The 16,497-nt window shown below is 41.9% G+C and carries 12 protein-coding genes and 1 pseudogene; 7 read left to right on the top strand and 6 right to left on the bottom strand.

All coding sequences use genetic code 11. From position 1 onward, the window contains the following. Positions 1 to 432: 432 nt before the first annotated feature. Both AAEY94_RS08380 and folE read left to right on the top strand, forming a co-directional pair. Complete coding sequence (locus tag AAEY94_RS08380) at positions 433 to 2,409, top strand: alpha/beta hydrolase family protein (protein WP_350978391.1); 1,977 nt, start codon at positions 433 to 435, stop codon at positions 2,407 to 2,409. A 178-nt stretch (positions 2,410 to 2,587) separates the two neighbouring features. Next, complete coding sequence (gene folE / locus AAEY94_RS08375; RefSeq protein ID WP_101088524.1) at positions 2,588 to 3,238, top strand: GTP cyclohydrolase I FolE; 651 nt, start codon at positions 2,588 to 2,590, stop codon at positions 3,236 to 3,238. 84 nt (positions 3,239 to 3,322) lie between these two features. Here folE and pyrE read toward each other — a convergent pair whose 3' ends face one another. Beyond that, complete coding sequence (gene pyrE, locus AAEY94_RS08370; protein ID WP_350978390.1) at positions 3,323 to 3,964, bottom strand: orotate phosphoribosyltransferase; 642 nt, start codon at positions 3,962 to 3,964, stop codon at positions 3,323 to 3,325. A 72-nt stretch (positions 3,965 to 4,036) separates the two neighbouring features. Next, entirely contained in the window at positions 4,037 to 4,750 is a 714-nt protein-coding gene (rph, locus tag AAEY94_RS08365) for a ribonuclease PH (RefSeq protein WP_011639245.1), read from the bottom strand. Between the two features lie 177 nt (positions 4,751 to 4,927). Here rph and AAEY94_RS08360 point away from each other — a divergent pair, with 177 nt between their 5' ends. The 3 genes and pseudogenes from AAEY94_RS08360 to AAEY94_RS08350 all read left to right on the top strand — a co-directional run bounded on the left by AAEY94_RS08360 (position 4,928) and on the right by AAEY94_RS08350 (position 8,868). Next, entirely contained in the window at positions 4,928 to 5,791 is an 864-nt protein-coding gene (locus tag AAEY94_RS08360) for a YicC/YloC family endoribonuclease (protein WP_350978388.1), read from the top strand. 330 nt (positions 5,792 to 6,121) lie between these two features. Beyond that, positions 6,122 to 7,330 (top strand): annotated as a pseudogene (locus AAEY94_RS08355) (winged helix-turn-helix domain-containing protein). 221 nt (positions 7,331 to 7,551) lie between these two features. Further along, positions 7,552 to 8,868, top strand: a complete 1,317-nt coding sequence (locus AAEY94_RS08350; protein WP_011639250.1) for an anaerobic C4-dicarboxylate transporter — start codon at positions 7,552 to 7,554, stop codon at positions 8,866 to 8,868. 341 nt (positions 8,869 to 9,209) lie between these two features. Here the strand turns inward: AAEY94_RS08350 and AAEY94_RS08345 are convergent, their stop codons facing one another. From AAEY94_RS08345 to AAEY94_RS08335, 3 genes are all read right to left on the bottom strand, one after another. Further along, the gene (locus AAEY94_RS08345; protein WP_350978386.1) at positions 9,210 to 11,180 is read right to left on the bottom strand and encodes a DUF2075 domain-containing protein; all 1,971 of its coding nucleotides are present in this window, start codon (positions 11,178 to 11,180) and stop codon (positions 9,210 to 9,212) included. A 2-nt stretch (positions 11,181 to 11,182) separates the two neighbouring features. Next, positions 11,183 to 11,407, bottom strand: a complete 225-nt coding sequence (locus tag AAEY94_RS08340) for a helix-turn-helix domain-containing protein (RefSeq protein WP_124018418.1) — start codon at positions 11,405 to 11,407, stop codon at positions 11,183 to 11,185. 97 nt (positions 11,408 to 11,504) lie between these two features. Continuing rightward, the gene (locus AAEY94_RS08335; RefSeq protein ID WP_350978385.1) at positions 11,505 to 12,611 is read right to left on the bottom strand and encodes a Fic family protein; all 1,107 of its coding nucleotides are present in this window, start codon (positions 12,609 to 12,611) and stop codon (positions 11,505 to 11,507) included. Between the two features lie 233 nt (positions 12,612 to 12,844). On the opposite strand from AAEY94_RS08335, the gene AAEY94_RS08330 reads away from it, so the two are divergent. Beyond that, positions 12,845 to 13,648: a sulfotransferase family protein gene (locus tag AAEY94_RS08330; RefSeq protein WP_350978384.1), complete on the top strand. Its 804-nt coding sequence runs from the start codon at positions 12,845 to 12,847 to the stop codon at positions 13,646 to 13,648. A 19-nt stretch (positions 13,649 to 13,667) separates the two neighbouring features. Here AAEY94_RS08330 and AAEY94_RS08325 read toward each other — a convergent pair whose 3' ends face one another. After that, positions 13,668 to 15,101 (bottom strand): MFS transporter, encoded by a 1,434-nt coding sequence (locus AAEY94_RS08325; RefSeq protein ID WP_350978383.1) that lies wholly within the window; start codon positions 15,099 to 15,101, stop codon positions 13,668 to 13,670. Positions 15,102 to 15,599: 498 nt separating this feature from the next. Between AAEY94_RS08325 and AAEY94_RS08320 the strand changes: the two genes are divergently transcribed. Then, a complete protein-coding gene (locus tag AAEY94_RS08320) occupies positions 15,600 to 16,487 on the top strand; it encodes a hypothetical protein (protein ID WP_350978382.1) in 888 nt (295 codons plus the stop codon). Positions 16,488 to 16,497: the final 10 nt, after the last annotated feature.

Here is a 16,497-nt window from a genome sequence, read left to right as displayed (position 1 = left end):
ATGAGCTAATGAGCTAAAAAATATTATATCAACAAGCCGATACCCGGCAAACGGGGTCGGCTTTTTTTGTACCTGCGTTATGACTTTCAAGCAAATTCAACCGCGCAAAGAGGCCAACCAAACGGGTATCAACATAAATTGGAAGTCGTAATATACGTCCATATTTCCACCTCATCTCAATGAATAAATAATGAGTACGTATTGCTCCGACCACTTGAATTAAATGCAATACCGTTACATTTTTAACATTAATTACACGGACTGTATTTATGCTGCGCATTTTATACCTCACATGTTGTTTTTTCTGAATAAAAATACTGATACAACTTAATCTTTCTTTGATTGAAATAAATACTCTTTTATTTTAAAATTGCGCCAGAAACAAATAGGCAACAATAAAAACAAAAACACAACAAACCACAAGGATGTACAATGAAACTATCCAAGCTTATCGCTTTGGCTTTATTACTTTACCCTGCCTTCATAACATCATCTTTTGCATCTGACACACTAACAACTGCAAAATTGTTTAGTAAATCGTCTGAATACAGCAATGTTAAATATTCACCTAGTGGTGACTATATCAGTGCAAAAACAATCAATGACGATAAACGTATTTTAATTATTTTAGACGCAAAAACCTTAAAAATTGTCCATGCTATTCAATTTGGTACTAATGCCCAAGTCGGAAATTATGTATGGGTAAACGATGACCGTATTGTATTTGAAAAAGAGTACTTAAAGGGTTGGGATGATCATCCTCAGTATTACGGTGAACTAATGGCCGTAAACGCTGATGGTTCTCAAGCTGAATATCTTTTTGGCTACGAAAATAACGAACAGCAAACTGGCTCAAGCATTAAGAAAAAAACTCCTTACCGCGGTACAGCATTTATTTTAGATCCTTTACAAGATGATGACAGATACATGCTTGTCCAAGCGCTGCCTTGGGGAGCTGGAAGTACTTCAACAGCAGATAACATTCATATTGTTTTTAAAGTTGATGTCTATAGAGGCACACGCCGAAAAATTACCTACGCACCTATTAGCTATTCACAATTTATTACTGATCACGATGGCGAAGTTAGGCTTGTTAAAGGTACAAATAAAGACGATATTGAACAATCTTTTTATTATAAATCAGGCGACTGGATTAATATTGATCAGCTTAATCTCGGTCTAGATGATTTTACTCCAGTGGCATTTACCAAGGATCCAAACATAATCTATGCCGCGGGGCGAGTTAACAACCAAACACTGGGTATTTATACTGTTAACCTCACCACCGGTGACAAGAAATCGCTAATAAAAGATGAATTAGTCGATCCTAGTCAGCTTTGGATTAGTGAAGTATCAAAAGAACTTTATGCGGTTGAATATGAAGCAGAATACCCAACTTATGCCTTTGTTAATCCAGACAATCAACAAGCAAAAATTCTAAAAGATTTAATAGTAGCCCTTCCCGGCCATCAAGTGCATTTAGTCAGTCAAACTCGCGATGGTAATAAGTGGATAGTGTTTGCCTTTAATGATCGCAATCCAGGCGATTATTACACTTTCGATGCTGAAACAATGAAACTTGGATATTTAGTTTCAGCAAGAGAATGGTTAACACCAGATGATATGGCTGAAGTTAAGCCGATTAAATTTACTAGTCGAGACGGACAAACTATTCACGGTTATCTGACGTTGCCAAAAGGCAAAGACGCTAAAAACTTACCTCTAGTGGTAAACCCCCATGGTGGTCCACATGGCATTCGAGATTGGTGGCAATTTGATCCACAAAACCAAATGCTTGCAAAAGAAGGTATTGCTGTTTTACAAGTCAATTTCCGTGGTTCTGGTGGTTATGGAGATGACTTTGAATTTTCCGGATATAAGAAATGGGGTGCTGAAATACAATACGATATTATTGATGCCACTAACTATGTCATTGAACAAGGCATAGTCGATAAAGATCGTATCTGTATTGTCGGTGGTAGTTTTGGTGGATATAGCGCACTCCAGAGTTCGATTCTTGCACCTGATTTATTCAAATGCGCAGTAGGTTTTGCTGGTGTATATGATCTAGCATTAATGTTCCATAAAGGTGATGTTTCAGATCGCCGGATGGGCTTAAGTTATTTGAAAAAAGCACTTGGTCAAGATACCGCTATCCTGAAAGCTATGTCACCATCAGAAAATATCGACAAGCTAAAAGCTAAGCTATTAATTGTACATGGCGGTGAAGATGAACGAGCGCCAATTGAGCAATATGAAGCACTAGAGAGAAAGCTGAAAGCTTATGAGTACCCATTTGAGAAAATGATATTAGACGATGAAGGTCATGGCTTCTACAACGATGAAAATCGGGCTGAGTATTATGGCAAAATGCTTAAGTTCATCAAAGAGAACCTAAACGTAAAGTAGATATCGCTTAAGCGTTTAACCACAAAAAGCCGATACCCGACTAACGGGGTCGGCTTTTTTGTTACCTACAGTATTAATTTAGCGCAAATCGCGTTATTCTCCTCGTCCCTTAGCGGGCGCCCAAGTGGGTATTAACGTACACTCATATAAACAGTGATATCGAGTAGTTGGAGGATATATGGCACTCAGTGAAGCCGCAATAAAAGTACAAGCAGCACTAAAAGACCGTGGGCTAGAAACCCCGATGTTGCCAAAAACTTCCACGCCTGAACAACGTAAAGTCAAAATTGAACATCATATGCGTGAAATTTTGACCTTAATGTCACTCGACCTAACCGACGACAGCTTGGCTGATACTCCACGCCGCATTGCAAAAATGTATGTCGATGAAATCTTCTCAGGGCTTGATTACGAAAACTTCCCTAAGATCACGGTTATCGAAAACAAAATGGGTGTTGATGAAATGGTGCGTGTACAAGACATTAGTCTTACCAGCACCTGCGAACACCATTTAGTGACCATAGATGGCTTCGCAACGGTGGCCTATTTGCCACGCACAAAAATTATTGGCTTGTCTAAAATCAATCGTATCGTGCGCTTCTTTTCCCAACGCCCACAAGTACAAGAGCGCCTAACCCAACAAGTGTTAGTGGCACTGCAAACCCTACTTGAAACCAAAGACGTTGCGGTAAAAATGGATGCGGTGCATTACTGCGTTAAATCTCGCGGTGTCATGGACTCAACCAGTTCAACTACCACTACAGCACTTGGCGGTATTTTTAAATCAAACCCAGCCACCCGCGCCGAGTTTTTACACCAAGTAAAATAATGTGTGTAAATAACACGCAAATAAAAATGCAGCCACCTAATTTCATAATATAGGGGCTGCATTTTTGTTTAAATCTGAATAAGATTAAATGCCGTATTGCTCACGATAAGCGCTAACCGAAGCAAGTTCTGCTTCCATACCCGGCTTTTCAGACAAGTAACTGATTAAATCAGCAAGCTTAATAATCGACACAATCTGGCAGCCAAAATCACGTTCCACTTCTTGAATTGCCGACAACTCGCCTTTGCCTTTTTCTTGGCGATCTAATGCAATCAACACACCCGCAAGTTGAGCATCGTGGGCATTAATAATTTCCATCGATTCGCGAATAGCGGTACCAGCGGTGATCACATCGTCCACCAGCATCACTTTGCCTTTTAACTCGCTGCCCACCAAACTGCCACCTTCACCGTGGGTTTTGGCTTCTTTACGATTAAAGCAGTAAGGAATATCCACATCGTGATGATCGCATAACGCTACAGCTGTGGTTGTCGCTATCGGAATACCTTTATACGCTGGGCCAAATAACAAATCGAACTCAATACCCGAGTCCATTAACGCCGCAGCATAAAAGCGACCTAAACGCGCTAAGTCTTTACCCGTATTGAACAATCCAGCATTGAAAAAGTACGGGCTCGTACGGCCAGATTTAAGGGTAAACTCACCAAAACGTAATACTTGGCGGGCTAAAGCAAACTCAATAAATTCGCGTTGATAGGCTTTCACGGTTATTCCTCTTTCATCAAATTTTAGATTAAAAAAAAGGACCGTAATCGGTCCTCATTTTTCAACAGCATATTAACTTAAAGCCGCTTTTTGCACATCGACAATTTCGCGAATACTGTTTTTAGCTAACACTAACAACTCAAGTAACTCTTCATGGCTAAATGGTTCGCCTTCTGCAGTACCTTGAATTTCAATAATCTTACCGGTTTCTGTCATCACAACGTTCATGTCAGTTTCAGCAGCGCTGTCTTCAATGTATTCTAAATCACTGATCGCTTCGCCTTTGTAAATACCAACACTCACAGCAGCAATTAAAAACTTAAGTGGGTTCGCTTTAATAATGCCTTTACCACGAGCCCAGTTAAGCGCATCAACTAACGCCACACAAGCACCAGTAATAGCCGCAGTACGCGTACCGCCATCGGCTTGAATCACATCACAATCGATAACGATAGTGTTTTCACCTAACAACTTCATGTCTACAGCTGCACGTAATGCACGGCCAATTAAACGTTGAATTTCTTGAGTACGGCCAGACTGCTTACCACGAGCCGCTTCACGGTCCATGCGGCTGTGAGTTGAACGCGGTAACATACCGTATTCAGCAGTTACCCAACCTTGGCCTTGGCCTTTAAGAAAACGTGGAACGCCTTCAGTGAAACTTGCTGTACATAATACTTTTGTGTCGCCAAACTCAACTAAAACCGAGCCTTCAGCATGTGCAGTAAAAGAACGCGTAATAGTGATAGGGCGAGTTTGAGCTGGTGTACGGTTACTTGGGCGCATGAAAAGTCCTGTAGTCGAATTCATATCATATTTGAGCCCATATTATAGAGCTTCACGCCGTTAGATGCCATGGTAAGCAGCGATAAGCCACAAATCTATCGACTAATCCTTTAATCCCATCCGCTAAAACGGCTATAATCAACTCACATTCGCGTAAATAACATAACAGGACACTTCATGATCCAAAGCATGACAGCCTACGCTCGTATCGAGCACAAAGCACAATGGGGCACCGCCTCATGGGAAATCCGTTCAGTCAACCAGCGCTACCTAGAAACCTACCTGCGCCTACCTGAGCAGTTTCGCAGCTTTGAACCTGTCTTACGCGACCGCTTACGTAAACGCCTTAATCGCGGCAAAATCGAAGTTAATTTACGTTACGAACTCGCCGACAGCAGCAGTAATGAATTACAACTGAATCAAGATTTAGCCAAACAGCTATTAAGTGCAGCAAACTGGTTAAAACAAGAAGCCGGACAAGGCGAACTCAGCCTAACAGATATACTGCGTTGGCCTGGCGTGCTATCGGCAGCAGAGCAAGATATGGATAGTGTAGGTGCCGATTTAATGATTGCGTTCGACAGTGCTATCGATCAGTTTATCGAAGCTCGCGGCCGTGAAGGTGAAGCGATTAAAGACATGCTACTGACCCGTTTAGACGGCGTAATGGAGCAAGTGAAGGTTGTGCGTGAACACATGCCAACGGTAATGCAGTATCAACGCGACAAATTAACTAACCGCTTAGCCGATATTGCTGGTGAATTAGACCCTGCCCGTATCGAGCAAGAAATGGTGTTATTAGCGCAAAAGCAAGATGTTGCCGAAGAAATGGACCGCCTTGAAGCTCACGTAACTGAAGCTCGTCGCATCCTAAAAAAAGGTGGCAGCGAAGGCCGCCGTCTAGACTTTATGATGCAAGAGTTTAACCGCGAATCAAATACCCTAGCCTCAAAATCAATCAGCGCAGAAATCACTTCTGCCGCAGTAGAACTAAAAGTACTGATTGAGCAAATGCGCGAGCAGATCCAAAACGTCGAGTAAGCTTAAAGCTTGGACGTAGTAACATTAAGCCCAGCATTTGCTGGGCTTAATTTTTTGGATTTTAGGTTTGGATTTTTCAGCCAATGCTGAATATGTTAATGAGTAAACAGCTCAGGCTTACATGCTGTAAGCATTAAAATACAACTTACACGCTGTAACCGTTAAGGTGAGATTTACACGTTAAAGCGTGTGAAGGATATCAACATTCTCTCGCCGTCATTTATAGAGACCTATCATAAACAGCGAGATGTACACTACTATAAAATTCGACCTACAATGGCACTTATCCTCGTGTTTTAATTTGTTTACCCATTCAATATAGGGCATTTAATGACAAACCCTTTATCAGCTAAACAATGGTTACAGCTAAGTATGCAGCAGCAAGGTTTATTACAGCCTTTGGAGTCATTGCCAAAGCTTATCCGGCAATTAAGTTATGTGCAAATTGACTCTATTAATGTGGTCGAACGCGCGCATCATCATGTATTACACAGTCGTCTGCCCGAATATTCTGCCACCATGTTAGATGCAGCAATGAGCGATAAAACCGTGTTTGAGTACTGGTCCCATGCGGCTGCTTATCTGCCTATTGAAGATTACCGTTTTAGCCTGTATCGCAAACAGCAATTACAACAAGGTGGTAAGCATTGGTTTGAACCAGAACATAAAGTCATGCGCGAAGTTAAAGCCCGTATTAGCGCCGAAGGTCCATTAAAAGCCAGTCAGTTCACCCATGAGTCAGACACTAAAAATGGCACTTGGTGGGATTGGAAACCAGCTAAAAAAGCGCTTGAGCAGTTGTTTATGCAAGGCGAGTTAATGGTTGCTAAGCGCGACAAGTTTCAAAAGGTGTAAGACTTAACAGAGCGAGTACTCCCCAAGCACATCGACACCACAGCACCTAGCGATACAGAATTTGCCCAACACTTGATTCAGCGTTATTTATCGGCGCATGGTTTTGGTAATTTGCAGCAAATACAATATTTACGCAAAGGCCTCAAACCGCTACTCAGCCAAACATTAGCGCAACTGTGCGAACAAAGTGATATCGCCAGCTTTACCGACTCCAGCGCCAATACACAACACGTTTATTTCTACCAACCTACGCTCACCTTACCCACTGCTATTCCCAATAAAGTCTGGCTACTTAATCCGTTTGATAATTTAGTCATTCAACGCCAAAAGCTTAAGTTGTGGTTTGGGTTTGATTATCAAATAGAAGTGTATGTGCCTGAGGCTAAGCGCCAATTCGGCTATTATTCACTGCCCATTCTATGGCGTGACGGTTTTGTTGGCCGCGTGGATGTAAAAGCCGACCGTAAAAACCAATGTTTGTTACTGCAAAACCTGCACATTGAAACGCAAAAATTGACGAATCAACATGATGAATTAAATGACAAAACACATTTTGTGTCTGCGTTGTTCGAGGCCATTAATCACTACTGCACATTCAACAACTGTCAGCGTTGGCAGCTAATACAATGTAACGATAAAACGATTGCCAAAATGTTATTCAAAGCAAATCAACAGAGTAGTTAACTGCATACTTTGTGCTTCGAATACCGTTCCCTTCCCCTACAAAAGTGACGCAACACAATATACGCAGCGGTATGTAATGTTGTTCACGTTTTAAACATTTATTACCACACCCAATTCAATAGCTTGAGTTACATCACTAACCCCAAAGATGTAGTGGGATACCTTCAAAAGGCTAAAAATAATAACAACCTACATAAAAACCTACGCGGGGAGAAAACACGATGTTTTATATACACATGCTGCTGTTATTAGCGGTGATATTTGTTGGTATTCGCCATGGCGGTATCGCCTTTGGTTTATTGGGCGGGTTAGGTGTTTCGGTACTCGCATTTGTATTTGGCGTTGCACCAGGTGCGCCACCTATCAGTGTAATGTTAATTATTCTAGCCGTAGTGGCGGCTTCGGCGACGTTAGAGGCCACTGGCGGTTTAAAGCTGTTGGTAAAGTTTGCTGAAAAACTATTACGTAAACATCCTGAGCATATCGTCTTTTTAGGCCCGCTGTGTACCTATTCATTAACCGTTCTGGTTGGTACGGGTCATTCTGTTTATCCCCTTCTTCCTGTAATTTACGATGTGGCGTACAAAAAAGGCATCCGCCCAGAACGTCCATTAGCCATGGCAACTGTAGCATCACAAATGGGTATTACTGCCAGTCCAATTGCAGCAGCAGCAGCAGTTGTACTTGCCACTGCTGTTGATAATAATCTAGATATTAACTTACTTGATGTACTCATGGTGACCATTCCCGCCACACTAACAGGCTTACTAGTAGCGTGTACCTGGAGCTTAAAGCGCGGTAAAGATTTAGATAAAGATGAAGAGTTTCAGGCACGTTTAACAGATGATGAGTTTCGTGAAGCATTAACCGACCCAAAAGCAGATGAGGTGCAAACACCCCAGGCCGAATCGACAGCAAAGAAAGGCTTAACAGTATTTTTACTGGGCATATTTGCCGTTATCATGGTGGCGATGTTTAGTAAGCAAATACTGCCTGCTGGCGTCAGCATGTCGGTAGCGATTCAATTTATGATGTTGTCAGTCGGTGGAGTAATATTACTCGCCACCAATATCTCCCCGAAAAAAATTGTCACCAGTAACGTGTTTACCGCCGGTATGACTGCGGTCATTATCATTTTTGGTATCGCATGGATGAGTGACACCATTATTGAGCACCATAAAACCTATTTGGTGAGCGCGGTAAGCGACATTGTCAGCGTGTATCCATGGACATTTGCTATTGCGATGTTTGTGTCGTCTATCTTCTTAAAAAGTCAGGCTGCGGTATTAACTATAATGCTGCCATTAGGGTATTCACTCGGCATCCCAGCTCCAGTATTAATTGGTGTACTGCCAGCGTGTTATGCCTACTTCTTCTTCCCATTCTACCCAAGCGATTTAGCGGCAATTAGTTTTGATAGAACCGGCACCACCCACATTGGTAAATACGTACTCAACCACAGCTTTATTATTCCAGGCTTTATTGGCGTAGTAACCGCAACATTTGTGGGTTACTTTATATCGATGGCTATTAACTAGCCCTAGCTTGTAATTTGGCTTTGAGCTTTAAGCTAAGAACAAAGCGATAAACCGCTAGTGAATTGACCAAAACAAGTCGCTAGCATCAATAAAAAATGGCAGCCAACGTGGCTGCCATTTTTGTTTTTAATCATTGAGAACCTAAAGACCGATGAACTAAAAACGAAGACCTAGAAAACTACAATTATCTGATGAGTTATCGACAGGTTCATGGGGTAATCCGCCCACCATATCGTCCCCTGCAACACGCCGTAAACCCATCCATGGGGGCTTGACGAAAACATCCTGTTTTCAACAGTTGCATATGCCTATATGGCAGGCTTTGATGGAATTAAATAATCCTAAACAACGGTAATACCACAACGTTGTAGGAAATCGAAAGTGTCATCATAAAACTCAGACAGCCTTGTTTTATCAGAGTCATCTCCACTAGGAACAAAAATAACCATCCCTTGCCTCGCTCTAGTCAGCAGCACTCGGTAAGAATTCTCTAAATACATTTGAGTTTGTTCTTGTTGGCGCTTTTCCCATTTACTTCCGCGAAATCGCCAATGTTCTTTCCCAGTAGGTTTAAATCGAAAATCACCGTCCCAAGCAACTAAACACCAATCTAACTCTAAACCTTGAACATCAAACTCAGTTGCAATATCTTCCAAGAAGTGAGATGAGCGAATATCCTCCGGCGAACCTAGAAACCAATCTTTAGGTTCAATTTTGTTTTTTACAAAAATACCTTCCGCTTTCAAACGTATTGCATTGGATGAAGCAAGCATGCCAATACTTTCAGTAGCTCGACTCTGCGACTTTATCCACTTCTTTGCAGTGTCTAAATCTCGAGTCACTTTAATAGGATATAAGTGCGAGAACGTAGTGAATAATTTCCAAGCTAATACGCTATCACCATCAATCAAGTAATGAATAAAACTTGATAGTTTTTCCGCCCTGAATGACCGCATCGAAGTTGCTAAATGCAAACACGGTAAGATTGTTCCTTTTGATAAATGGTTAGCGGTTAAATTTGATGCCACATATTCCCCATTTAGTAAATCTGCAGAGTAATAAGCATCCCAATGACTAAATTTTTCGTCTAGTGCATTAAGCCAACCTAACAACCCCACCTCTCCGGTATTAATTTCTTGCCCTCCACCAACCAGAGCAATAATTACGGCCCAATCTTCGTGACGATCCATGACTTCAATGAGATATTCGGGTTCTGATTTATTAAAGCCTATTTGATTGCGTTTTGTTTGCATGAACTTACTAGTTTGCTCTTTATTCCAAGCTCTTTGTGCCTCATCAAATATTGCGACCTGTTCAGGCGGAACCGCACCGGATAAAGAATCGTCCCTAAACTTATGAATATTTTGAATAAACTGCTCTGTCTGTCGTCGACAAGATGCCATTGTATCAGCAGTTCTTACTTTTCGATCACGAGCTAAGGCCTCTTGTAACACCGACACTAAAGGGCCATTGCCACTCAAGAATACTGAATACTCTTTCTCTTTTGGGTTTGAATGAGTACTCGCAATATTTAATCCAACAAGTGTTTTACCCGCACCAGGGACACCGGTGACAAAACAAATCACTTTGCGCTTTCTTTCACGGGCGTCGTGTATTAGCTGCAATAATTGCTGACTTGTTTGGCCGATATTTTGAGTATCCGCTTCACTTTTAGCAATATCCTCAACGTTATGTTGGGCATAAAGAGCTTGTGCAGCTTCGATGATTGTTGGAGTCGGTAAGTAACCAGATGTAGCCCATTGGTTAGCATCAAACTCAACCTGCTTTAAAGATGTAGTTATTTGATTAATTGCATTAAGTATTTGACCTGAATGAATAGCAATCGGAGAAGCTACGTTATCAAATGCAAAGTCTAATTTGAATAATGCTTGCTGGGATGTTGGTTTAGCTAAATTCGTAGCAATTAAAATGGGCACGATAAATTTATCATGACTGCCACTATGAAAGTTTTTTAGATCGAGTGCATAACCATGGGCTTGCCTTAAATCGGCATGATTAATTTGTTGTGCACCCACTTTGAATTCGATAACAAAGATGACGCCTTTCACCACAAGAACAACATCAGCACGTCGTCCCATTCTTGGGATCATAAACTCAAAAAAGATATGTGTATTATCAGTACCACATAATTTCAGTTCTCTTTTGAGTATATCTATTTCAGCTCCCCAAGCTCTGGATTGCTGATGCTGTAGTTGCTGAGTATGAGCTGCGGATATTTCACCACTTATAGACAAGGCGTCAGCAACTAAAAACTGTTCGAGAGGTGCGGAATAAAATGCTCTGTTAGACATATTTATTCCTTGAACTTAAAATCAAGAAGTTGCTTAGGAGGTAACTCCAAAGCTTCTGCTAGTTTGACAATATTGATCAAACTAACATTTCTTTTCCCTCTTTCGATTCCACTGATATATGTCCGATCTAAATCAGCTTTTAGCGCAAGTTGTTCTTGTGATAATCCCTTTGAAACCCTTAAACTTTTAAAGTAGGCACCAAATGAAACTAGTATCAAATCTTCCATGAAAAATCCTAAAAAAAGGTTTTCATGATGATGCAAACATGTAGACAATGAGTCTACGGACTATAAGTCACATATTAAGATTGTTATGATAGTAAACTCACACCAACAACACATACCTTGTACTTCTGCCGCCCGCGCCGGTTTTGACCAAACATTGCTGCTCAACTAATTGAGCCAAATGCCGGGTGGCGGTGGCGCGGCTGACTTTAGCGACTTTTTGATACTGGCTACTACTGATCCCATCATTAAAGTCACCATCAAGTAATCTATTTAGCACTCTCACTTGTTCTGTGGTTAACGCTGGAGTGAGTAAGCGTTGGTCCACTCGACGCAAAAATTGGGTTTTAGCAGTAGTTTGCTCAATGCTATTGAGCGTGTGTTGAATAGCGTCATTTAAGGTGTCTAAAAACCACAGCAGCCAAGGTGTGATATCTAAGCCACCTTGCTGGGTAGACTCTAATATTGCGTAATAGGCTTTGCGTCGCTCAAGAATACTAACTGACATTGTGTAAAAATGAATAGAACGATGCTCAGCTTGCGCGAGCGCTAAGTCGGTGAGTAAACGCGTTATACGTCCATTACCATCATCAAGCGGGTGCAAGGTGACAAACCACAAATGAGTGATGGCTGCTCGTACTAGCGGATCAAGGTCAGCCTGTTTTCGTGATTGATTAAACCACTCAATAAACTGCGTTAAACTTTGGTCTAGCGTATCTCGAGGAGGCGCTTCAAAATGCACTGTCGGTTTGTCTAAACGCCCCGATACCACCTGCATAGGCTCATCGCCGCGTAGCTTACCGCCAATAACAGGATTAAACACGGCTTGGTTACTCGGAAACAACAGAGCATGCCAATCTAAAATACGCGTTAGGCTAAGTGGCTGTTGCCAGTTTTGTAGCGCATCTAAGGTGATATCAGCTAAACCATCAGTTTGCGTCGTGGTGGGATAAGGTTTTTCTTCACTCACGCCAAGCTTATTCGCCAAAGAGGAACGTACAGAAAATGCGTTAAGCTTTTCTCCTTCAATAGCACTTGAATAAACGATATTGGCCAGCATGGTATCGAGTGTCCATTGACTAGCGGATTCAGAACCTATTTTACCCAGCAGCAAACCCTGGTTAAATTGAATTTGCCTCAATAGTGCACTTATACGAGCATTATCCCATACAAACTCTGGCCATTCTTGCTGTTGCCAAATCCACATATTAACCCCTGTTTAGCTGACTAAAATACTGTATTGATGCACATACCAAGCTATTCTACTTACAAAATGAGGCAAATAGCAATTTATTCGCCTCACCAAATGAGGCGAATAGAATGATTAATTGCCTCATGGCTCCCATTAGCAAGCTCGATAACACCTTGGCAGGCATTTCGGTATAATCGTTTACTGTCTCTATAACCTTTAATTTCTATAACCCTATGCGACTGTAATTAATGACATCCAAGCTGACTGAAGTATCGACAACGCCACAAACCGCTAAGCATCAAGCCGCTTTGCCTAAACCCACTGTGGCAAATAAAGTGTTTATTATTGGCCTGCCGCGTACGGGCACCACGAGTGTTAGTGTGGCGTTGCTTGAACAAGGATTAACGGTTGCCCACCAAGCCTTTACTAAGCAGGCGTTTATGTTGGCCGATGCGGTATCTGATGCGCCGTGTTTTAGTGATTATCAGCAATTAGATAAGTTATTTCCCAACGCTAAGTTTGTCTATTTAGATAGGCCGTTAGATAAGTGGTTGCCGTCGATACAAATGTTACTGGGCAGAATGCTAGTGCATTTAGATAAAGACAAGGGCCGCTTTCATCCGGTAATGAAGCGCAGCTTTAATCATAGCTTTGATATATGGCAGGTTGAGGATGTGTTTGATGAAGCGCATTTAACGGCCTGTTATCAGCGCCACCAGCAACAAGCAATGAGTTATTTTGCAGGGCGAGATGACTTTATTGCCATTGATATTAGTGTGACAGGAAGCTTTGCTAAATTGCTGCAATTTATCAATTTACCAAAGCCCGATACGGCTGAACTTAGGCAGCTTCAATATCCACAACTTCAATCTCAGCCGCAAAACTTTCCGCAGCAGAGCTTTCCACAGCTTAACTTTCCGCAACTGAACTTTCCACAGTTAAATATGGGCCGTAATGTGGCCAGTTGGGATGAATATAAACACCCCAACAAAATTAGCGCTAATGTTTCTGGACCAGATAAACGTAAGTTTTTTGATTACCGCCTAGATTAGTATTGTTAGTTATCCTTTCTTAGTCTTTATTTTTAGAACGCTTTTTCTTAGCAACGGTTAACCAATCTAAACTGACACCCGATATGGCATTAAAACCACGGATGCGGAAAATAAGTGTCAGTAATTGCGGCCTTGGGCGCGCTTTGGGTTCAACTGAGCGCGGAATAAACCACAATGCCACCAGCGATCGCATGGTGGTCGATACCATAAACACCAAAAATATGGGGTTGGTTAACCAAGCGTTTAAACCTGTCCAGATTAAAAACTCTGCTGCATACGAGGCAATGACGCCCCCCACCATCGCACCAACAAACACAAAACCCGCACTCAATGCCGCCTGTAATGCGGCATAAATGGCAAAGTCACTACGGAAAGGTCGAATATCGTAGAGGTAATTGGCAGTACTTAAGGTAAAGCCGCTCCAGGCTAAACCGGAAAAGGCTTGAATCGCCAATATATACAGATAGTTGTCGGAAAAAAGCCACAATAACGGCAAACCAGGAATTAAACAGCTGGTAATGATCATCACTAATCTATTGCCGTACAGATCGCTAAATCGGCCCCAGAATCGCAAGGTAATAAACTGCGTAAAAATAGAGGCCACACTAGAAAGCACAAATTCAAAATAGGTAAAATGCAGTTCTTCCAGCATGTATACTGCAAAAAAAGGTGCCGAAATGGCAACCATGCACTGCATACCCGCAACAAATAAACTGTAATGGCGGAAAGTTTTGTCTTTCCATGCTTCGCGGAAATTACCAAATGTTTGTTTAAACACCCCAGACGCTTTGGCGAGCCTAGGCTCGGGGTCGTGCATTTGCAGTAATAACCAGGCTGAAGTAAACCGGCCCATTGCCGCAATCGAAAACAGTAAACTAAAGCCCAACCATGCCATTTGCATTGAGTCGGTTAAGGTTAAAATACCGCCGCCGACAAAGAACACACTCAGCGAGGCCATCATGGTTAATCGAGTACGTGAAGCAAAAAAAGCACCTCGTCGGCGTTGCGGTACAATCATGCCCATCCAGGCACGCCAATGCGGTTGGATTAGGTTGATAAACCCTTGATACAACACCGCTAAGCCAATAAATAACCACACTGCATTATCTGGTCTAAATGCCGCTAACGCGCCCATACCTAACACGACTACGGCTTGTAACACTGCACATGCCACAATAAATTGCCGACGGCTAAAGTGGCTTGCTAACCACACAGACAACAGTTGCGCCAGTGAGCCAAACAATTGAGGTAAGCCAGTTACCCAACCCATTTGGCCTAAACTAGCCCCTAAGAATATGGCATAAGCATTAAAAAAGTTATCACTGGTGGCCGTCATGGTTGACGATGCAACCGCCTCTTGCTGGCTGCGGCGCAAGGTACACCGTAGCCACGACAATCTATCACGACTGCGTGAACAAGAATTAGTGCTGCTAGATGAAGGTTCTAAAGCCATAAGAGGTATGAATGCACGCCATTGATAAGTAACAGATTAAGGATATGAGTTTACGCCACGGATTAACGCCACAAATTGACGTTTCAAGTTAACGTTAATGTTTAAAAGTATGGCTGATAAGTGCCCAGCTAACAATCTATAGCGATCACATAATCCGCTATTGTGATTGTAAGCTAAAGTGCGCACTGCGCTGGTATTACTGCAAAATTTAACAAGCAATATCTTCAGGCTTAACCTGCGCTGAGCCATCTTTAGGTTAATAATTACCTTGACTAAAATGAAACAAAAAAATTACATTAGTAAAACAAAATAAGTGCTATGGAAAGTGCTTCGTCAGTTAACTCAATGCAATGTACGCTTATTGATATTGGCGGTTTTATGCCCTTTCGTTATCTAGTCCCTGTCCATAAAATCAATATAAACAAATAAGTCACACACTTTGAACACCTTAAAGTGTGTTTATTAGATACACCATTTCACAATGAAAGTATAAAAAATATGAAATTACCCTTAATTATCAGTTGTTTTGTTTTAGTAGGATGCCAGTCGACGCCTTACGCCATGATTGATGGTAGTCAAAGTAAGATATCAGATGCTGACAATTATAATGTTGAGATTATCGCCATTGATGGTGCTTTTCAAAGCGGTAAGCTGACAAAAAATATTAAACCGGGATATCACACTGTACACCTAAGCACCACAGGACCACTACGCAGCAAAAAAGCCTCTTCAACATTAGTTTATCCGCTATTAGCCAAAGAGTGCATGCGTTACGTCGTATCCGCACAGCATGGACCTAGCAATAAAGATGACTGGGAAATAAAAGTATTAGATGAAAGGCTTATTCCGGCGTGCACGCCGTCTCCAGCAGAACCTGAAGTCGCGGTGGTGATCCCTGATTACGCTAAACCACCTAGTGAAGTAAACTGCTTAATGCCTAGCCAATTGAATAATCACACAACACCTGTTGTGCTGTTTCATTCTGTTGCTGCTTGTATACAATCACAAGACTATAACGCGGCAATTAACGGCTATTTTTTAGCCGGCGCATATGTGTATTTTGATACTCTACGGGTCACCCACAAGCCATCACACGCAGTGGTAGAGTTAATTAAAAAAAACTCTATTTGGAAGCTATCAGCTCTTGAACAACAACATTTTGAGCAAAAGCTTGCGGAGTTTCTTGCGTCAGAACAAAAAAAAACAGCTTGTGAATGGGTCGCCACGGTGGCTGAACCAGATTACTCACCTGATTATATGCTACAACATTTACCCAAAGCAGGTGCCACTTCAAATAGCACAACAGATCTATCGGTAGACATAAAAGCCACCTTATTTAACGCAACACTAAAAGACTATCTTGGGTGCCCGTCACCAAAAGCATAATGCTGTTGTA

It is taken from the genome of Shewanella sp. AC34-MNA-CIBAN-0136 (genome assembly GCF_040309945.1).
Lineage (GTDB): Bacteria > Pseudomonadota > Gammaproteobacteria > Enterobacterales > Shewanellaceae > Shewanella.
This window is presented reverse-complemented; position numbering and strand designations above follow the sequence as displayed.